The following is an 18,651-nucleotide window of genomic DNA, read 5'->3' on the forward strand; positions in this document are numbered from 1 at the left end:
GCATGCGTTCCCGCCATCTTGTCGCGACAATCGGCGTACTGGCCTTGTGCCTTGTTCCCGCCCTGGCGAATGCGCGCGAGCTGCGGGTGTGCGCCGATCCCAACAACATGCCCTTCTCCAACGCCCGCCGTGAAGGCTTCGAAAACAAGATCGCGGGGATTGTCGCCAGGGAACTTGGCGCAACGATTTCCTATACCTGGTGGGCGCAGCGCCGCGGCTTCATCCGCAACACGTTGAAAGCCGGTCTGTGTGAACTCGTGCCCGGCACGCCCGCCAACCTTGAACTGCTGCGCACCACTGCGCCATATTACCGCTCGTCCTACGTTTTCGTGACGCGCAAGGAGGCGCCGGAAGTCAGGTCGTTCAACGATCCTCGCCTGCGCGATCTGCGCATCGGTGTCCAGCTGATCGGTGACGACGGCGCCAACTCCCCACCCGTCCAGGCGCTCGGGCGCCGCGGGATCGTCGGCCATCTCATCGGCTTCCCGGTGTATGGCGACTATTCTGCGCCGAACCCACCGGCGCGCATCATCGAAGCGGTCGCGAGCGGCGATGTCGATGTGGCCGTCGTCTGGGGTCCGCTGGCCGGCTACTTTGCCGCCAGACAGAAGGCAGCGCTGAGGATTACGCCGGTTGAACCGCGGATGGACGGTCCGCAATTGCCGATGGTCTACGACATCTCAATGGGCGTGCGTCATGAGGATAATGCGCTGCGCGGCGAAGTGGACGCTGCCCTCGCAAAGCACCGCGCCGAGATCGACGCGATTCTGGCGCAGTATGGCATGCCCCGGCTCGATATTGCTGGAGCACCGTGAAATGAACCGCGGCCTTCCGTTGCTGTTGTTCGCAATGCTCGCCATTGCCGGATGCCAGCGCGAGGAACGCGACACCCGCCCTCAGTCGTCGCTCGGCTCCGGCAAGCAACCGACGCCGGTCACTTCCCTTGAGCCAGGCGGCGAGCGGCCGTCTCCGTCCGACAGCAAGGCAGCAGCGTTCGAGGCAAACGCCTTTCATCTTAGCCAGGGCAAACGTCTGTTCAACTGGTTCAACTGTTCGGGATGCCATGCCAACGGCGGTGGCGGCATGGGACCAGCGCTCATGGACGAAAAGTGGATTTACGGCGGTTCGATCGAAAGTATTCACGCCACTGTCAGAGACGGGCGCCCGAACGGGATGCCGAGCTTCCGTGACAGGATCCCCGACGACCAGATCTGGGAGCTTGCCGCGTTTGTCCGCTCGCTGAGCGGCAACGTACCCTCCTCCGCCGCGCCCGGGCGCAACGACGACATGATGGCGCACCCATCCGAAAATCGCCTGCCAAATGCCGCGACACTGGGGAAGTCGCCGTGAGACGGCTGGTTTGGGTGGTGTGCGGCGCCATTCTGCCCCTCGCAGGATGCAGCGGGTGGCAATCCGCCCTTGATCCGAAGGGCCCGGCGGCGGGCGAGCTCGCGTGGCTGATCTGGTTCTTCACCGCTCTCTGCACCGTGGTCTGGCTGCTGGTGATGATCGTGCTGATGATTACCCTGATCCGGCGCGCACGACCGCTCGGCGATCCGCTTGTCCTCAACGCTGCTTCCGAGCGCCACAAGGCACGCATTGTTTTTGCGGCGCTCGGTGCGACCACGGTGATCCTGATCGGACTAACGCTGTTGAGCTTCTTCGCCAACAGGACGCTTGCTGCGATCGGCTCGGATGCCGCGCTGACAATCCGCGTGACCGGGCATCAGTGGTGGTGGGAGGTGCGCTATGAAAACAGCCAGCCGAACCGCATTCTGACGACCGCCAACGAGATCCATATCCCGGCAGGCGAGCCGGTGCGGCTCATTCTGACCTCGACCGACGTCATCCATTCTTTCTGGGTGCCGAATCTGGCCGGCAAACTGGACCTCGTTCCGGGCCTCGAGAATGTTCTTGATCTCAAGGCGGACAAACCCGGCGTTTTTCGGGGCCAATGCGCCGAGTTCTGCGGTGCTCAGCACGCCAATATGAGCACCTTCGTCATCGCCGAGCCCCGGTCCGTCTTCGACGCCTGGCTGAACGACCAGTTGAAGCCCGCCGCCCCGCCTGCCTCGCCCGAGGCGAAAGCGGGCCATGACCTGTTCATCAAGCGGCCCTGCGTGATGTGCCACAAGATCGGCGGCACCATCGCCGGCGGCACGGTCGCCCCAGACCTGACCCATGTGGCCAGCAGGCAAACGCTGGCAGCTGGAACGCTGACGATGAGCCGCGGCAACCTTGCGGCATGGGTAGCCGATCCGCAGGGGATCAAGCCGGGCACCCATATGCCGGTTGTGGATCTGAACGGCGACGAGTTGAATGCGATCGTCGCCTATCTCGAGGGCTTGCGATGAGTGGCGCCGACCTCGCCCACGAGGGTGACGCGACCCACAACCGTGACTTGGCCTCAAAAGGGGATTTGCCCCCTGAGCGCGACGGCCCGCGCGACACCGGCCTCGACGATGCCAGCCTTGACCGCTGGCTTGCCCGAACTTGGCAAACCGCACCTGACATCATCGGAGCCCTTTCGACCGTCGATCACAAAATCGTTGCGCGGCGCTACCTGATCACCGCGTTCGTGTTCCTGTGCCTCGGTGGGCTGAACGCGGTCGCCATGCGCATTCAACTGTCGGGTCCCGAGCGCGGGCTGATCGGGCCAGACCTCTACAACCAGTTGTTCACGATGCATGGCGTGACAATGATGTTCCTGTTTGCGGTGCCGATCGTGCAGGCGAGCGGCATCTACCTTGTGCCGCTGATGGTCGGCACCCGCAATATCGCGTTTCCGCGCCTTGTCGCCTTCAGCTTCTGGATCTTTCTGTCCGGAGGCATGTTCGCCTGGGTGTCGTTCGCGCTCAACATGGCGCCTGATGTCGGATGGTTCGCCTATGTGCCGCTGTCCGGTCCCGAATTCGGACCAGGCAAGCGCGCCGACGTCTGGGCGCAGATGATTACTTACACCGAAATCTCTGCACTCGCGGTCGCGGTCGCAACCATAGTGACGGTTCTGAAACAGCGCGCCCCTGGCATGTCGCTTGACAAGATCCCGCTCTACGTCTGGGCGATGCTGGTCACCTCCTTCGTCGTCGTGTTCGCGATGCCGGCGGTCATGATCGCCTCGACATTCCTGATCCTGGACCGGCTGGTCGGCACCCACATCTTCAACCCCGCCGAAGGCGGCGACGCATTGCTCTTCCAGCATCTTTTCTGGTTCTTCGGCCATCCCGAGGTCTACATCATTTTCCTGCCGGCGACCGGGATGGTGTCCTCGATCATCGCCGCCTTCGCGCGGCGCCCGGTGTTTGGGTATCTGGGGCTGGTGCTGTCGCTGATCGCCATTGGATTCCTGTCGTTCGGCCTTTGGGTCCACCACATGTTCACCACCGGCCTGCCTAAGCTCGGCGCGAGCTTCTTCACCGCATCGAGCATGCTGATTGCCATTCCGAACGGACTGCAGATATTCTGCTGGCTGGCGACGCTCTGGGACGGCCGGCCGGTGATCAGGACGCCACTGTTGTTCGTGTTCGGCTTCTTCTTCATTTTCATCGCCGGTGGCCTGACTGGTGTAATGCTGGCTTCGGTGCCGTTGGACCTGCAAGTTCACGACACCTATTTCGTGGTCGCGCATTTCCATTATGTGCTCATCGGCGGGTCGGTATTTCCCTTGCTGGGCGGCGCCTATTTCTGGTTTCCCAAGATCACCGGCCGAATGATGAACGAGCGCATCGGGCGCTGGCATTTCTGGCTCACCTTCTTCGGCTTCAATGCGGCGTTCTTCCCGATGCACATTGTCGGCATCTGGGGCATGCCGCGACGGGTATACACCTATCCGGCGGAACTCGGCTGGGGTGACATCAACCTGTTCATCACCGCTGGCGCCGTCGTTCTGTTCGTGAGCTTCGTGCTTTTCACCATTAATCTGGTGCACAGCGCCTGGAGGGGCGCCCCGGCCGGCGGCAACCCCTGGAATGCAGGCACATTGGAATGGGCGACGTCATCGCCGCCGCCGAGTTACAATTTCCCCCGCATTCCTGTCCTGACGCACGTCGAGCCGCTATGGGCCGAACGCGGAACGCTTGCGGTCGCGACGGGGCTTCGGGTCGACGCACGCGAACTGGTCACCTCGACAGTGGCGGAGGCGCATCCCGACGTGCGCGAAAAATCGGCAACGCCGTCGGTCTGGCCGCTATTCGCCGCGCTCGCAGTGGCGGCTACCTTTCTCTACTCGATCTTCAGCCCATGGGCAGTGGTTTGGGGAGCGGGCCCGATCGCGGTCACGTTGATCGGCTGGTTTTGGCCGAAAGGCGGTGCGGAGGACGAGGAATGAAGCAGCGTCCGGCCATGGATCTTTCCGAGCTCCCGACCTTTGGGCACGGACCGCGTACCCCGACCTGGTGGGGCACTCTCGCCTTCATGGCGCTCGAAGGCATGGGATTTGCGCTTGCGGCGGGGAGTTATCTCTACCTCGCCTACCTGTCACCGCAATGGCCGTTGAGCGCTTCGGCGCCGAACCACTGGCCGGGCACGATCGTGACGCTTTTGCTGCTCGCCAGCCTGGTCCCCAACCACGTGTTGAAACGCAACGCCGAGGCTTGCGCGATGCTGCCAGTGCGCATTGGCCTTGTAACCATGTCGCTGTTCGGGATCGCGCCGCTTGTCGTGCGCTGGTTCGAGTTTCCAGCCCTCAACATCTATTGGGACACCAACGCCTACGGCTCGATGCTCTGGGTCTTGCTCGGCTTGCACACCGCTCACCTGATCACCGATGTCGGCGACACGCTGGTGTTGACCGTCTTGATGTTCACGCGCCATGCCAACAGTGGCCGTCGTTTCGCTGACGTCGGTGACAACGTCTTCTACTGGGACTTCGTAGTCGTGACCTGGATTCCGATTTATCTCCTAATCTACTGGATGCCGAGGCTGGATTGAGATGCGCGCGCTTCAGTCAGGGACCTCATGGGGCGGTCTCGTGTCGGGGCCTTTGGCCTGGGCCGTATCGACGCAACTGAATTACGTCGTTGTGGAATGGCAGTGCGCCCACCGGCTTCCTGTCATACCCTTCATAGCACTGGTGCTTGCCGTAATGTCTCTGGTTGGCGGAGCGTTATCGTGGCGGGCGCGGCAACAGGGCGGCGCCTCCTTCAAACCAGAGCGCACGCGCGACACTGAGGCGTTCGTCGCCAATCTTGGCATGCTGGCCGCTGTACTGTTTGCGCTGGTCATAATCATGCAAGGCGCCGCCTCGCTCATTCTCGACGAGTGCATGCGATGAGCTTTGATGCGCTCTTCTCGGCCTCGATCTGCTATGGCGGCACCGCCCCGGGATGGACGCTGGCGCTGCCGATCTCGCTGCCGTTGGCAACCATCGCATTGCTCTATGCGACGGGCGCCGTTCGACTGTGGCGTAGGAGTGGGCGCAGCCGCCCGTTGCGATCACGACAGGCCCTGCTGTTCGCTGCCGGCTGGGCGGTATTGGCTTCTGCACTCGTCAGCCCGCTTCATGCACTGGCCGAGCGCATATTCACCGCACATATGATCGAGCACGAGTTGCTGATGGCGGTCGCAGCGCCTCTGCTGGTCGCTTCCCGTCCGGTGGCTGCGATGATGTGGGCACTGCCGATCTCGCTACGGCACACGTTTGGCGCAGCCGGGCACGCCAAAATGCTTCGGGCAGTCTGGGCCTCGACCAGCCGTCCCATCGCCGCCACCATGCTGCACGCCATCGCAATATGGGCGTGGCACGTGCCGGTGCTGTTCGAGGCTGCGCTCGAACGCGGTTTCCTGCATTATGCCCAGCATGCCAGCTTCTTCGGCACCGGTGTCTTGTTCTGGTGGGCGATGCTGCCGCGCCCAGGCCCTGAACAAGCCTATGGCAGCGCAGTCATGCATCTCTTCTTCACCTCGCTGCACACCGGTCTGCTCGGCGTGCTGCTCCTAGTCTCGCCGAGACTTTGGTACCCCGAAAATGCCGCCGGCGCGGAACTGTGGCACCTCAGTCCGCTCGAGGACCAGCAACTCGCCGGCCTGCTAATGTGGGTTCCGGCCGGCCTGATCTACGGCGGAGCTGCTTTGTTGCTGGCGGGCTTGTGGATCCGCTCGAGCGGACAGAGAAGCCGGGAGGCGTCGCATGCGTCCCGACCTGTCTAGGTTAATTTTCGGCATGAGCACCGTTGTTGCACTTGCAGCTTTAGCGGCGCTGACATGGTGGTCGCAACGCACCGATAGGGTCGAACGGGAAGCGAACAATGCAACCGGTGGCATTGCTGCCCGTGCCATACCGATCATGATGGCCAATGGTTGCGCCGGTTGCCATACGATCACCGGCGTCCCCGGCGCGCATGGACTGGTCGGCCCGCGCCTGGACTCCACCCTAGCCACCAAGGTCTATGTCGGCGGGATTCTGCCCAATAATCCGGAGAACCTGATCCGCTGGATTCGCGCCGCCAGGCAAATCAATCCACATACGGCGATGCCTTCGACCGGCGTTTCGGAGCAGGAGGCTCGCGATGTCGCGGCCTATTTGTATGCGCTCAGATGAACCACAAAGCTTGTCGTCTCGATCAGTACCTCGCGCGAATCTTCTCGAAGCTGACCGTAAAACGCGGCGGGATTAATCCCTAGCGGTCCTACGGCTCCGGCAAACTACAGATTGCTGCTCAGCTATTCGAAGGAATAGGTGAAACCTCCTTCGGAGGCTCCAACCGTCACCTTCGTCATCTTCTCGCCCTCGAGCGACCGGTTCAGCACGCCACGGCTCAACTCCGGCAGAAGCGTGTTAGTCAAAATGGCGTCGATCATTCGCCCGCCGGATTCGATCTCGGTGCAGCGGGCTTTGACCAGATCCATGACACCGTCACCGATCACCAACTCGGCATCGTTGCTCGAGCGCAGGCGGCGGGCGATCTTGGCGAACTGATGGCGGGTGATCGCTTCGATCATCATGTCCGAGAGCGGGTAATAAGGGATGGTCACCACCCGGCCAAGAAAGGCCGCTGGGAAAACCTTCAGCAGCGGGGCGCGCAGTGCTGTGTCGAGATCGTCGAGCCCCGCCCGCACCGTGCCGCTGCTGGTCCTGTCCATGATGACTTCGGAACCAACGTTCGAGGTGAGCAGGATCAGCGTGTTCTTGAAATCGATCCGCCGGCCTTCACTGTCGTCCATCATTCCCTTGTCGAAGACCTGGAAGAAGATTTCGTGCACGTCCGGATGCGCCTTCTCGACCTCGTCAAGCAGGATCACCGAATAGGGCTTGCGCCGGACCGCCTCGGTGAGGATGCCGCCCTTGCCGTAGCCGATATATCCGGGTGGCGCGCCCTTCAAGGTTGAGACCGTATGCGCCTCCTGGAACTCGGACATGTTGATCGAAATGAGGTTCTGCTCGCCGCCATAGAGCGTCTCGGCCAGGGCCAGCGCGGTCTCGGTCTTGCCGACGCCCGAGGGACCGCAGAGCAAAAACACCCCCACCGGCTTTTCGGGCGCGCCGAGCCCGGCGCGGCTGGTCTGCACGCGCTTGGCAATCATTTCCATGGCGTGATCCTGACCGACCACGCGCTCGGACAGCGTGACGGCGAGCCGCAGCGCCTTTTCGGTCTGGCTCGACAGCATCCGGCCAGTCGGGATGCCGGTCCAGTCCTGCACCACCGCCGCCACGGCGTTGCGGTCGACCGACGGCAGGATCAGCGGCGTCTCGCCCTGCGCTTCTGCGAGTTCGGCCATGAGCTCGCGCAGCCGCGCGAGAGCGGCAGCCGGGTCGGGTGGAGAAGGACCGGCAGCGGCCGTTGCTTCCGTATCGGTTTCGGGCGCATCGGGTTCGGGCGCCTTGATCTCAGATACATCGGCGCCTGCGGTTTCGGCCACCGCCCCCGAAGGCTCCACGGCGTCGAGCGGCACACCCTCGCCGCGCAGCCTGGCGCGCAGTTCCAGTATCTCGCCAACCAGCGCCTTTTCCCGATCCCAGCGTTGCTGCGCGGCAGCAAGCGTGAGTTCGGTCTCGGCAAGCCCGGTTTCGACCCGAGCCTGCCGGTCGGCCACGTCGATGCCGATCGCTGCCTCGCGGCCGATGATGGCGCGCTCGACCTCCAGCGCCTGGCGGCGGCGCATGATGTCCTCGACCTCGGCCGGGGTGGCATGCTGCGAAATGGCGACACGGGCGCAGGCGGTGTCGAGAAGGCTCACCGCCTTGTCAGGCAGTTGCCGCGCCGGGATGTAGCGGTGGGAGAGGCTGACGGCCGCCTCGATCGCCTCATCGAGTATCTGCACCTTGTGATGCTGCTCAAGAACACCGGCGACACCACGCAGCATGAGAACGGCGACCGCTTCCGACGGCTCATCTATCTTGACGACCTGGAAGCGACGGGTAAGCGCCGGGTCCTTCTCGATGTGCTGCTTGTATTCGGCCCAGGTCGTTGCTGCAATGGTGCGAAGCTCACCGCGCGCCAGCGCCGGCTTCAGCAGATTGGCCGCATCGCCGGTTCCTGCCGCGCCGCCGGCGCCGATCAAGGTGTGCGCTTCGTCGATGAAGAGGATGACCGGCATTTCCGAGGATTGCACCTCGTCAATGACCGCCTTCAGCCGTTTTTCAAATTCGCCCTTTACGCTGGCGCCCGCCTGCATCAGGCCGACATCGAGCATGCGCACGCTGACGCCCTGCAGCGTCGGCGGCACGTCGCCTTCGGCAATGCGCAAGGCAAAGCCCTCGACGACCGCGGTTTTGCCGACCCCCGCCTCGCCGGTCAGGATCGGGTTGTTTTGCCGGCGCCGCATCAGGATGTCGACGATCTGCCTGATCTCGGGATCGCGGCCGACGACCGGATCGATCTTGCCGTCGCGGGCGCGCTGGGTCAGGTCGGTGGCATATTTGGCCAGCGCCGAATCCCCGCCCGGAGCCCGCCGCGGCGTTTCGGCGGCGGCAACCGCAGTCGCGGCGCCGGCTTCGAGCGAACCCTCCATGACGTCCGCGAACCGCGCAATAACGGCCTGCGCATCGATCTTGTCGAATTCGCCGCTGATCTTCGACAGCAGGCCTTCCAGCACCGGCGTCTTCAGGCAGGCGAGCAGAATATGCGCACTGCGCACTTCCTCGACGCTGAATTCCAGTCCCGCCAGGCCCCAGGCCTCCTGGATGGCGTGAAAGATATGATCGGAAAATTCCTCGATCGAAGTGGCGCCGTAAGGCAGCTTGTCGACGGCGCGGGTCATATCGGCCGTGAGCCGGCTCGCATCCACCCCGGCGTCTGCCAGTATCAGCTGCACATCCGAGCGCTCTGAAAGCACCAGCTGCTCGATGAAGTGAACGAGCTCGACATAAGGATTGCCGCGCAGCTTGGCGGTGTCGGCCGCAGCCTTGAAGGCGCGCAAACAGATGGGATTGAGCTTGCCGACCAGTTCCTTGCGTTTAAAGCTCTGCGACGACCGGCGCTGTTCCATCGAACTTGCCCCTCCAATCTGCCAGCCAACAAACTGCCACATAAGCAGCGACTTGACAAAGAGCGTTTATGAGCGGGCCGTCCGGGTGTTCGATTCAGTCGATTTCTTCCGTCCCGGCGGGCGCCGGCGCCATCGGCTGCAACGCCATCGAACGCCCCGCCTGTCGGCGATGCATTCACCGACAGGGTTCGACAATCGAGCCGGCGCTTTCGAGCCCAGCGCGCCGGTTGCAGGCTCGTATTAAGATTGAGCATCAACTAAATTGTGGTAAAGTGTCGCAGTGTGGTAACGTTGGGTCAGGCACGGCCCAAGAGCCGCGCGCGGGGGATGGTGTGATCGATCTCGCACTCTGGCTGAATCCGCTGGACGGTGAAAATCCGTCGGGGGAGGATTTGCGCAACGATCCAGCCTTTCATGAGCTGGAGCGTCTCACCGAGCCGCAGGTCAAGGTCGTCCATGGCGGCCACAACCAGCCCTCGTCGCAAAGCACCATTCCGGTCGACTGGCCTGCCGTCCTCGACAAGGCGGAGGAATTGCGTGCGCATGGCCGGGATCTGCGCCTGCTCGTCATTGTCACGCGCGCGCTGGCCAATGAGCAGCGGCTCGCCGGGCTCGCGCATGGCCTGACCCTTGTTGCGCGGAGCTTCGATCAGCATTGGGAGACCATGCACCCGGCCCTGCGGCCGAGCCCTTCACCACGCGACTCCGCCTTGCGTCGCATCAACGCCCTGCTCGACCTCCAGAATGGCCAGGACGGGCTGCTGGCGGACTTGCGGCGAATGATTTTCTTCGCGCCGCGCCCTATCGGACCGATCAGCGGACGCGATCTGGAACAAGCCGCACTCGACGAACGGGTCATGCTTCTGGAAGCGGCTTCGGGATTGAATGCGGCGGAAAAGGCAACGCTGGCCAGCGCGCACGGTCAACTGCTGAACCGGGTTCATAGCGGGTGCAAGGCGCAGGCCGATCAAGCCAATGCGGAGATGATGTCGCTCGTTGCCGATGCCCAAGCGGCGATCACGGCTCTTGATGCGGTCGAGACGGCTCTCAACGTCCGTCTGCAGGGCGGTGGCGCCGCTGTTCCGGAATTGAAGCGGTTTCTGCAGCGTTTGCTGTCGACCCTCGAACGGAATTCGGCAATCGAGACCGCGACGAACGGCGCAGCCGAGCCAGCCCCCACGACTGCAGATCCGGAAATGCCTGCTCGAAACGGTCAAATGCCTGCAAAGGGCCATGGAGCCGATACTATGGCAAGTCTGGCGAGTTACGCGGAACCGAGCACGGGGCTGCCGGAGCGGATTTCCTCGCGCGACGACGTCGTGAAATGCCTCGACCTCGTCGTCGCCTTTTATGACCGCACCGAACCGTCGAGCCCGATCCCGCACCTGGCCCGCCGGGTGCGCCGGATGGTGCATATGGATTTCGTTGAACTGATGGAAGATCTCGCCCCGTCGGGGCTGAAGGAATTCCGGCTGCTTGCCGGCGTTCCCGATGCCAAGAAGACGGCCCAGAAGGATGAAAGGTAACGAGCCATGGCAGCTGAAAGCAAAGCGAAAGTCATCGAACGGAACCGCGCTCCGCGCGTGCAGATCGCCTATGACGTGGAAACCTATGGCAGCCCGACGACGATCGAATTGCCGTTCGTCATGGGGGTGATGGCCGATCTCTCCGGCGCTTCACAGACCAAGGAAGCGATGAAGTCGGTGCTGGACCGCTCCTTTGTCGAGACCGACGCGAACCGCTTCCCGCGTTTCATGGAGGCGCTTGGACCGCGCGTCAAAGCCCGCGTCAAGAATACGCTGCCCCAGGCGGAGGGCGCCGAGCGGGATGAAGAGCTGGCGCTCGATCTTACCTTCACCAAGATGGGCGATTTCGCCCCGGACAAGATTGCCGAGCAAGTCCCGCAACTGGCCGAGATCCTCAAGATGCGTCGCCAGCTCGAAGAACTGCTCGGCTTCATGGATGGCCGCGTCGACGCCGAAAAGCGCATAGCGCAGCTTCTGAACAACGAGCCGCTTCTTGGCAAAATCGCCAGCCAGGCATTGTCGGACGAAGACAAGGTTGAGGTGTAAGTCATGGCCGAACAGCAAAAGACCGCAGCCGTCGCCGCCGAGGCGGAGACCATCGATCTCGGAGAATTCAGCGGGCTCCTGGAAAAGGATTTCAAGGTCAAGAAGGACGACAGCGAGAAGCTGCAGCAGCTCGTTCGCAACCTCGCGCTGGCGGCACAGTCGCGATCCGACACCACGACCATCTCGTCCAACGCGATCAAGTCGATCAAGTCGCTGATCGCGGGCATCGACAAGATGCTGTCGGAGCAGGTCAACGAGATCCTGCACGCGCCGGAAGTGCGCGAAATGGAAGGCACATGGCGCGGCCTGTGGTATCTCATCAACAACACCGAGACGGATCAGAAGCTGAAGATCCGGGTGATGAACATTTCCAAGGAGCAGCTCGCCGACACGCTTGAAGACTATGAAGGCCAGATGTGGGACCAGAGCCCGATCTTCAAGAAGGTCTATACGGACGAGTATTCGATGCTGGGCGGCGAGCCGATCGGCTGCCTGATCGGCGCCTACGAATTCTCCAACCATCCGCGTGACGTCGGCCTGTTGCGCAACATCTCGGGCGTCTGCGCCTCGGCGCACACGCCGTTCATCGCGGCGGCCTCGCCGCGCCTGTTCCGCATGGACAGCTGGCAGGAACTGCCGAACCCGCAGGATCTGCAGCAGATCGTCTCCAACGCCGCCTACGCCTCGTGGCAATCGCTGCGCGAGAGCGAGGATGCGCGCTATATCGGCCTCACGATGCCCCGTGTCCTGGCACGGCTTCCCTACGGCACGGATACCGTTCCGGTGAAGGGTTTCACCTTCGAGGAAGAGGTCCAGGGCGACCACAACAAATATGTCTGGATGAACGCCGCCTTCCCGATGGGCGTGAACATAAACCGCAGCCACAAGCTCTATGGCTGGGGCACGCAGATCCGCGGCGTCGAGAATGGCGGCACGGTCATCAACCTGCCGGTGCACTCCTTCCCCACCGACGACGGATCGATCGCGATGAAATGTCCGACGGAAGTCGCCATCGACGACCGCCGCGAGGCGGAGCTGGCCAAGCTCGGCCTGATGCCCATCCTGCACCGCAAGAACACCGATCTCGCAGCCTTTATCGGTGCGCATTCGCTGCAGGACGACGAGACCCGCGCCGGCCGGCTGGTCGATCCCGACGCGCAGTCGAACGAGCGGCTGAGCGCCAACCTGCCCTATCTGTTCCCGGTTTCCCGGTTTGCGCATTACCTCAAAGCCATCGCGCGCGACAAGATAGGGTCGTTCAAGGAGCGGTCGGACATGCAGATCTGGCTGACCGAGTGGATCAACCGATACGTGCTGGCCAACCCGGCCTTTGCCGACGACAAGGCGCGCGCCAAGCGCCCGCTTGCCGCCGCTGAAGTCCAGGTGGACAGCGTCGAGGGTCGGCCGGGCTACTACAACGCCCGCTTCTACCTGCGCCCGCATTACCAGCTGGAGGGCATCAACGCCTCGCTTCGACTGGTGTCTGAACTACCGTCTGTAAAGGCATGATTTGCAGCAACATAATCCTGTTTTGTTTTGAAAACGCTGGAGGAAGACAATGCCCGTGAAAATTGATGGTTTTCTAAAAGTTCCGGATATCAAAGGGCCAAGCGTTCGAGACGGCCATGAGGACGAAATCGAAGTCCACGGGGTCGATTACAAGATCATCGCGCCATTCGATCCGAATTCGCTCTCGCGCCGCGGTCGCGTGTCGCTGGGGATGATCAAGTTCACCAAGCACTATGACAAGTCATCGCCCTATCTGAAAAAGGCGCTGTTCGACAACAAGGCGCTGGACGAAGTGGTGTTCTCCGCACGCCGGACCATCGATGGCGAGACCAGCGACTATCTGGTCGTCACCCTGACCGAGGCCTCGATCATGGAATACGACATGTCGCAGGCCAAGGACGAGGAAGACCTGATCGAGGAGGAGGTCAGCTTCGCCTACAAGAAGATCAAGTTCGTCTATGACAAGGATGACGAAATCGAAATGGATGTCTATGTCGGCAAGTGAGGCGCGGCGGCCCGGCGCCGACAAGCTGCAGGTCACCGGCAGTTCGCGGGCAAAACGCGAGGCGGTCCAGCCCTCTCTTTGGGACCGCCTCGTCAACGACCTGCCGGGCGTCACCTCCGAGATAGACGGGCTGCGCCATACCCTGCAGGACGAATTGGGCGCGGAGCGGCTGGACTCGCTGCTTGCCGGCAGCGCGCGGCTTATCGATGCCGACGCGGAGCTGACATCCGATCAGAAGCGGCGTCTGCACCGCCTGGGCTTTCAAACCCAGCACCGCGCCGAGATCGAAAGCCGTGGCGTGGTCGTATCGGCCCGCGTCCTCAGGGAGGCGGTGCGGCGCGACATCGAGGCCTTGTTCAACACCGAGCGTTTCGAAGCCGTTCCGCTGCTTTCCGATTTCGAAACCGAACAGGCTGCAGACAATCCGCCGTCGCTGGCCGATTTTCCCGAAGTGCGCCGAAGCGTGGTCAACTACGGCGTGCCGTCGTTTTCGGGCCGTTCGTCGCGCGACTTTGATCGCGATACCCTGGCGCGCGAGATCCGCTCGGTTCTTGCCACGTTCGAGCCGCGTCTCAAGGAAAGCGCAACCAAGGTAGCGGTGACCCTTGGCGACAAGAGTGCGGGCCTGAAGATCGAGATAGACGCTGTGCTGATCATGACGCCGACGCCGGAACGCATGCGCCTGCGCACGACAGTCAACCTCGACAACGGTTTGGCGCGGACCGAATTCAGGGAAAGCTGAGATGGATCGGGTCTTCGTAGAATATTACGAGGAGGAACTGACCCATATCCGCGGACTCGCGGCGGAATTTGCCGACATGCATCCGGCGGTGGCGCGCAATCTTTCTCTCGATACCGTCCCGTGCCCGGATCCGTATGTCGAGCGGCTGCTTGACGGCGTCGCTTTCCTCGCTGCACGCACCCGGTTGAAAGTCGACGCCGAGCGTTCGCGGTTTTCACGCAGCGTGCTGGATGTGCTGTATCCCGATCTGGTTACCCCGGCCCCGGCTACGGCAATGGCAGTGCTGAAACCCGGCCAGCAGGTCCAGTCGATGATTGCCGGCCATGTCATCAAGCGGAACACGCGGCTGATGTCCAGTCTGCAACCCGGCCTGTCGACGCGCTGCACATTCACCACCGCGCAGGAAATCACGCTGTGGCCGATAACCATCAATTCGGTCAGCTATTTCCAGGATCGCAGCGGGTTGGCGGCGGCCGGCATAACACCGATCGGCGGCGCAGGCGGCGAGGCGGCGCTGCGCATCACGCTGGGTCGGACCGGAAAAGGCAAGATCGGCGAACTGGCGCTCGACCGGCTTGATTTCTATTTTGCCGGGCGCACCAAAGCGCCATTGCTGTTCGACGCGATTTTCGGCGCCTGCTCGGCGGTTGGCGCCCGCGCCGAGGGCAAGGCCAATCCGCTGTCGCGGTTGCCGGAACCCGAAATGGTCGGCATCAGCGACGACGAGGCGTTGATGCCTCGTACCCGGCCGACATTCGAAGGCTACCGCCTGCTGCGTGAATATTTCATGATGCCCGAGCGCTTTCACTACGTGCGGGTTTCAGGACTGCAACCAGTCGTGCGCCGATGCGAGGCCGGGGTCGAGATCATCTTCATGTTCCGGCGTCCGGTACCCGAGCTTGCCGATGTGACGCCGGCGGATTTCGAACTTTTCGCGACACCGATCATCAACCTGTTCGAGCGTGACTGCAACGTCATCGAGCTCGATCCGCGCAGAACGCGGCAGGTGCTGCATGCCGACCGCACGCGGGCGCGCGACTTCGAAATCTATCGGGTGACCCATGTCGAGGACGCCGATGCCGAGGGTCCTGACGCCGAAATTCCAGAACTCTTCAGCCTGGGGCAAAACCGCAGCAATGGCTGGGTCTATTCCACCGAACGGCGCCCTCGCCGGGCCACCGAAGATGAACGGCGCGACGGACTGACCCGGACTTCCTACACCGGAGACGACGTTTTCCTTTCGGTTTCACGGCCGGCCGGAAGCCCGGCGAACCGGCCGCTGAAACGTCTCGACATCATGGCGCTTTGCACCAACCGCGATCTGCCGATCCTCGACGACAACCCTACCTTGACGCTGGAGACAGGCGATCCGGTCGAAACGGTCCGGCTTACCGGTGCCTTGCGCCCGCCGCAGCCGGCGATCCCGGCGGCGCTGCCCGCGGGCGCCGAAAGCGAATCCCGAGCCGATAATCTCGCATGGCGGCTGGTGGCGCAGTTGGCCCTCAACTTCCTCAGCCTGGCCAAGGAAGGCCGCGGTGTCGATCCGCTGCATGCGCTGCTCGATCTTTATGCCGACCGGGGAGATCCGAGCCTGGCTCGCAACGTGCACTCGATCGTTCGCATCGACTCGCGCTCCGTCATCGAACGGCTGCAGATCGATGGGCCGATGTGCTTCGGACGGGGCACGGAAGTGACATTGCATGTGGACCAATCGGTCCTGGCCGGGCAAAGCACATTGCTGCTTTCGGCCTTGCTTGCACGGCTGTTTGCCCGTCACGCCGGAATAAACGGCTTTGTGCGGACCCGCACGCGGCTGCTGCAGAAGCAGGAGGATGTGCCATGGCCGATGACGCCCGGCAATCGCTACCTGATCTAGGCAAGCTCGACCCGGGCCGGGCCGAAGCGCTGGATGATACGTTCGACTTTTTCGAACTGTTGCGCCGGCTCGAACAACGCGGCGGGCTGTTCGGCTATTCCGGCCGCGCGGATCGCGAGCCGGCAAGGCTCGGACAGCATGTGCGTCTCAGCTTTTCCGCCAAGGACGTGGTTGAATTCCGCGAAGCGAAGGACAAGACGCCGGGGACGGACGGGACACCGGCCCGGGTCACCGTTGCAAATCTCGGGCTGATGGGACCGGAAGGCCCGATGCCGCTTCATTTGACACGCTGGGTGCTCGATCGTCTGTCGCAGCGCTGGTTCACCGGCGCTGACGCACGACAGACCGTCGACACGACGTTCGTGGATTTCGTCAACATTCTCCAGCACCGGATGATCGCCCTGTACTATCGGGCCTGGGCGGACGCGCATCCGGCGGTACAGGTCGAACGTGCGGTCGGCGGCCGGGTCAGGGCCATGCTTGAAGCCATGGCGGGAACCGGACTTCCCGGCACCCAAAATCCCGATCTCGACGCCGTAAAACTTCGCCAGGCTGCGTCGCTCGCCAGCCAGGTCGACGGCCCGGAGCGGCTGACGCTGTTCCTGGCGGAAGCGTTCAAGGTGCCGGTCGCGATCAAGGAGTTCGTTGCCACCTGGATGACCATACCGGCGACGCTGCAGACCCGGCTTACCCAGGCTTACGCAGTGCTCGGCCGCGGCGCGACGATCGGCCCGCGCGTTTTCAGCCGCCAAAGCAGGATCGAGCTCCGCGTCGGCCCGCTCGGGTATGAGGAATTCAAGACGTTCCTGCCGGGCGGTCAACGCCTGAAGATGTTCAAGCAGGCGGTTCGCGACATGGTCGGGGAATCGCTCGACGTCGATCTGCGGATCGTGCTGGCGCGTGAAGCGGTGCCGCCGCCCCGTATCGGAGCGGTACAGCTCGGCCGAACCACCTGGCTTGCGCGGCCCGCTGAAAGGGGCGATGCTGACGATATGCGGCTGCGGACGATCGTCGGATGGCGGCCGGAAATGGCGGAGGTCGCGGCATGAGTCTGCTGCTGACGCTGGAGCACGGACCACGCACCCAGGCGGTACGGCAGACCCGGCTGGACGAGGGTGAACTCGTGATCGGCCGTAGCGCGGAGGCGGACTGGCAGATCGACGATCCCGACATGTTCGTTTCACGCGCCCATTGCAGGATCACCGGCGGGCCGGATGGATATTTCGTCACCGACACCTCAAGCAGCGGATTGTTCATAAACGGGGCCGACAGCCCGCTCGGCACCGGCACCTCGGTCCGTCTTCAGAACGGCATGCGGCTGAGGCTGGGCGACTACATCGTTTGCGTCGATCTGCAGGCGCCGGCCGCTCACGCACCAGCGGCCAGCCAAACGTTCGCAGAGCGGTCACCGCCGGCATCGCGAGCGCCGGTAAGCATCGGCCGCGATGACTTCTTTTCAGCCACGGTCGAAGAAGAGCCGCGCCGGCCGCGTCCCGCCGATCTGCCGAACCCGTTCGAGCAACCCGTTCCAGGAGCGTTCGAGCGCGCCAACCAGCGCAGTTCACCTGCCTTCGACGACCCGTTCAGCCTCGACCCGGTATCGACGCCGGCGCCGAACGGCGCCGGCTATTCCGAACCGCGTGGTGCGCCGGACGCCGCAGACCCATTCAGCTTCGATCCGGTGCCTTCCGGTGCAAGCGAGCCCGTTTCAAGCCAGTCTGTTTCAAGAAAGTCCTCCGAATTCGATGACGGTTTCGGTTTCGGGCCGGCCGCGTCGCCCGATCTGAGAAACGGCGCCGGCTCGACCGGTCAACGCAAACACATCGCCCCAGAGCCGCAGCCGGCCAATCCCTGGGATTTGCCTGGCCCCGCGGCAGCTATCCCTTCTCCGCCACGTGCTGGCTTTGCCGCCAAACCCGCCCCCTCCCCGGCAGCGGCGCAAGCGGCGAACATGGCCTTTCGCAGCGCGTTCTTGCGAGGCATGGGCATCGAGGAAGCCGAGTTTCCCGGGCGCGACAGCGTCGCGGAAATGGAAAAATTCGGTCGCGAGTATCGGCTCATGATGGAAGGCCTGATGCAGCTGCTGCGCAAGCGAGCCGAGGAAAAAGGAAACGCGCGCGTCGCCCAGACGGTGGTTGGGGCCTCTGAAGTCAATCCGCTAAAATTTCTGCCGACGGTCGACGACGCCATCGTGACCCTCATCGCCGAGCGCAGCCCCGGATTTCTGGCCGGTGAAGCGGCAATCGCCGACGCGGTCCGCGATCTCGCCCAACATCATGTGCGCGCCTGGCGAGGCGTGCAGTCCGCCTTGCGGCGAATGATTGACCGTTTTGACCCGGCAGCGATCGAGGAAGAGCTCAAATCGAGTTCCGCGATCGGCACCGTGCTTTCGGGCGGGCGCCGCGCAAAACTGTGGGAGCTTTACCAGAAACGCCATCGTGAAATCGCCCAGAGTGCGGAATCGAGCTTTTTGGGCGAAATCGGCGCTGATTTTCGGGATGCATATGAGGAGGAGTGAAAC

17 protein-coding genes are annotated in these 18,651 nt (G+C 63.0%); 16 read left to right on the forward strand and 1 reads right to left on the reverse strand.

What is annotated here, in order from left to right; translation table 11 throughout:
- Nucleotides 1–2: 2 nt before the first annotated feature.
- Genes AC0L2R_RS29385 through AC0L2R_RS29420 form a run of 8 tightly spaced genes read left to right on the forward strand, consistent with a single transcriptional unit; the run spans nucleotide 3 to nucleotide 6,538 of the window.
- Nucleotides 3–815, forward strand: coding sequence for a substrate-binding domain-containing protein (locus AC0L2R_RS29385; RefSeq protein ID WP_473513055.1), 813 nt, complete (start codon nucleotides 3–5; stop codon nucleotides 813–815).
- Between the two features lies 1 nt (nucleotide 816).
- A complete protein-coding gene (locus tag AC0L2R_RS29390; protein WP_473513057.1) occupies nucleotides 817–1,350 on the forward strand; it encodes a c-type cytochrome in 534 nt (177 codons plus the stop codon).
- Nucleotides 1,347–2,354, forward strand: a complete 1,008-nt coding sequence (gene coxB, locus AC0L2R_RS29395; protein WP_473513059.1) for a cytochrome c oxidase subunit II — start codon at nucleotides 1,347–1,349, stop codon at nucleotides 2,352–2,354. Before AC0L2R_RS29390 ends, coxB begins: the two co-directional genes overlap by 4 nt.
- Entirely contained in the window at nucleotides 2,351–4,327 is a 1,977-nt protein-coding gene (gene ctaD / locus AC0L2R_RS29400; protein ID WP_473513060.1) for a cytochrome c oxidase subunit I, read from the forward strand. The genes coxB and ctaD overlap by 4 nt, the downstream gene beginning before the upstream one ends.
- Nucleotides 4,324–4,929, forward strand: coding sequence for a cytochrome c oxidase subunit 3 (locus AC0L2R_RS29405; RefSeq protein ID WP_473513062.1), 606 nt, complete (start codon nucleotides 4,324–4,326; stop codon nucleotides 4,927–4,929). The genes ctaD and AC0L2R_RS29405 overlap by 4 nt, the downstream gene beginning before the upstream one ends.
- Before the next feature lies 1 nt (nucleotide 4,930).
- Nucleotides 4,931–5,272: a hypothetical protein gene (locus AC0L2R_RS29410; RefSeq protein ID WP_473513063.1), complete on the forward strand. Its 342-nt coding sequence runs from the start codon at nucleotides 4,931–4,933 to the stop codon at nucleotides 5,270–5,272.
- Nucleotides 5,269–6,147: a cytochrome c oxidase assembly protein gene (locus AC0L2R_RS29415; protein ID WP_473513065.1), complete on the forward strand. Its 879-nt coding sequence runs from the start codon at nucleotides 5,269–5,271 to the stop codon at nucleotides 6,145–6,147. The genes AC0L2R_RS29410 and AC0L2R_RS29415 overlap by 4 nt, the downstream gene beginning before the upstream one ends.
- Nucleotides 6,128–6,538, forward strand: coding sequence for a c-type cytochrome (locus tag AC0L2R_RS29420; protein WP_473513066.1), 411 nt, complete (start codon nucleotides 6,128–6,130; stop codon nucleotides 6,536–6,538). The genes AC0L2R_RS29415 and AC0L2R_RS29420 overlap by 20 nt, the downstream gene beginning before the upstream one ends.
- 122 nt (nucleotides 6,539–6,660) lie before the next feature.
- On the opposite strand, the gene tssH is transcribed toward AC0L2R_RS29420, so the two are convergent.
- Nucleotides 6,661–9,426: a type VI secretion system ATPase TssH gene (tssH, locus tag AC0L2R_RS29425; RefSeq protein WP_473513068.1), complete on the reverse strand. Its 2,766-nt coding sequence runs from the start codon at nucleotides 9,424–9,426 to the stop codon at nucleotides 6,661–6,663.
- 332 nt (nucleotides 9,427–9,758) lie between these two features.
- Between tssH and tssA the strand changes: the two genes are divergently transcribed.
- From tssA to tagH, 8 genes are read left to right on the forward strand one after another with little or no spacing between them, the layout of a single operon-like run.
- On the forward strand, nucleotides 9,759–10,952 hold the full coding sequence (gene tssA, locus AC0L2R_RS29430) for a type VI secretion system protein TssA (RefSeq protein WP_473513144.1): 1,194 nt from the start codon (nucleotides 9,759–9,761) through the stop codon (nucleotides 10,950–10,952).
- 6 nt (nucleotides 10,953–10,958) lie between these two features.
- Entirely contained in the window at nucleotides 10,959–11,498 is a 540-nt protein-coding gene (gene tssB, locus AC0L2R_RS29435; protein ID WP_027154109.1) for a type VI secretion system contractile sheath small subunit, read from the forward strand.
- Nucleotides 11,499–11,501: 3 nt separating this feature from the next.
- Nucleotides 11,502–13,007: a type VI secretion system contractile sheath large subunit gene (tssC, locus tag AC0L2R_RS29440; RefSeq protein WP_473513070.1), complete on the forward strand. Its 1,506-nt coding sequence runs from the start codon at nucleotides 11,502–11,504 to the stop codon at nucleotides 13,005–13,007.
- A 49-nt stretch (nucleotides 13,008–13,056) separates the two neighbouring features.
- The gene (locus AC0L2R_RS29445) at nucleotides 13,057–13,512 is read left to right on the forward strand and encodes an Hcp family type VI secretion system effector (RefSeq protein ID WP_473513072.1); all 456 of its coding nucleotides are present in this window, start codon (nucleotides 13,057–13,059) and stop codon (nucleotides 13,510–13,512) included.
- Nucleotides 13,499–14,254, forward strand: coding sequence for a type VI secretion system baseplate subunit TssE (gene tssE / locus AC0L2R_RS29450; protein ID WP_473513146.1), 756 nt, complete (start codon nucleotides 13,499–13,501; stop codon nucleotides 14,252–14,254). Before AC0L2R_RS29445 ends, tssE begins: the two co-directional genes overlap by 14 nt.
- A 1-nt stretch (nucleotide 14,255) precedes the next feature.
- Nucleotides 14,256–16,130 (forward strand): type VI secretion system baseplate subunit TssF, encoded by a 1,875-nt coding sequence (gene tssF, locus AC0L2R_RS29455; protein ID WP_473513073.1) that lies wholly within the window; start codon nucleotides 14,256–14,258, stop codon nucleotides 16,128–16,130.
- Nucleotides 16,094–17,179, forward strand: coding sequence for a type VI secretion system baseplate subunit TssG (gene tssG / locus AC0L2R_RS29460; protein ID WP_473513075.1), 1,086 nt, complete (start codon nucleotides 16,094–16,096; stop codon nucleotides 17,177–17,179). The genes tssF and tssG overlap by 37 nt, the downstream gene beginning before the upstream one ends.
- Nucleotides 17,176–18,648: a type VI secretion system-associated FHA domain protein TagH gene (gene tagH, locus AC0L2R_RS29465; RefSeq protein ID WP_473513077.1), complete on the forward strand. Its 1,473-nt coding sequence runs from the start codon at nucleotides 17,176–17,178 to the stop codon at nucleotides 18,646–18,648. The genes tssG and tagH overlap by 4 nt, the downstream gene beginning before the upstream one ends.
- Nucleotides 18,649–18,651 lie beyond the last annotated feature (3 nt).

Source organism: Mesorhizobium sp. WSM4820 (genome assembly GCF_055811075.1).

Excerpts from the sequence above, each read along its gene's own strand:
- tssF (WP_473513073.1), top strand. The coding sequence starts at position 14,256 with ATGGATCGGGTCTTCGTAGAATATTACGAGGAGGAACTGACCCATATC.
- AC0L2R_RS29410 (WP_473513063.1), top strand. The coding sequence starts at position 4,931 with ATGCGCGCGCTTCAGTCAGGGACCTCATGGGGCGGTCTCGTGTCGGGG.
- tssC (WP_473513070.1), top strand. The coding sequence starts at position 11,502 with ATGGCCGAACAGCAAAAGACCGCAGCCGTCGCCGCCGAGGCGGAGACC.
- AC0L2R_RS29445 (WP_473513072.1), top strand. The coding sequence starts at position 13,057 with ATGCCCGTGAAAATTGATGGTTTTCTAAAAGTTCCGGATATCAAAGGG.
- tagH (WP_473513077.1), top strand. The coding sequence starts at position 17,176 with ATGAGTCTGCTGCTGACGCTGGAGCACGGACCACGCACCCAGGCGGTA.
- AC0L2R_RS29415 (WP_473513065.1), top strand. The coding sequence starts at position 5,269 with ATGAGCTTTGATGCGCTCTTCTCGGCCTCGATCTGCTATGGCGGCACC.
- AC0L2R_RS29390 (WP_473513057.1), top strand. The coding sequence starts at position 817 with ATGAACCGCGGCCTTCCGTTGCTGTTGTTCGCAATGCTCGCCATTGCC.
- ctaD (WP_473513060.1), top strand. The coding sequence starts at position 2,351 with ATGAGTGGCGCCGACCTCGCCCACGAGGGTGACGCGACCCACAACCGT.
- tssH (WP_473513068.1), bottom strand. The coding sequence starts at position 9,426 with ATGGAACAGCGCCGGTCGTCGCAGAGCTTTAAACGCAAGGAACTGGTC.
- tssE (WP_473513146.1), top strand. The coding sequence starts at position 13,499 with ATGTCGGCAAGTGAGGCGCGGCGGCCCGGCGCCGACAAGCTGCAGGTC.
- tssB (WP_027154109.1), top strand. The coding sequence starts at position 10,959 with ATGGCAGCTGAAAGCAAAGCGAAAGTCATCGAACGGAACCGCGCTCCG.
- AC0L2R_RS29385 (WP_473513055.1), top strand. The coding sequence starts at position 3 with ATGCGTTCCCGCCATCTTGTCGCGACAATCGGCGTACTGGCCTTGTGC.
- AC0L2R_RS29420 (WP_473513066.1), top strand. The coding sequence starts at position 6,128 with ATGCGTCCCGACCTGTCTAGGTTAATTTTCGGCATGAGCACCGTTGTT.
- AC0L2R_RS29405 (WP_473513062.1), top strand. The coding sequence starts at position 4,324 with ATGAAGCAGCGTCCGGCCATGGATCTTTCCGAGCTCCCGACCTTTGGG.
- tssG (WP_473513075.1), top strand. The coding sequence starts at position 16,094 with ATGGCCGATGACGCCCGGCAATCGCTACCTGATCTAGGCAAGCTCGAC.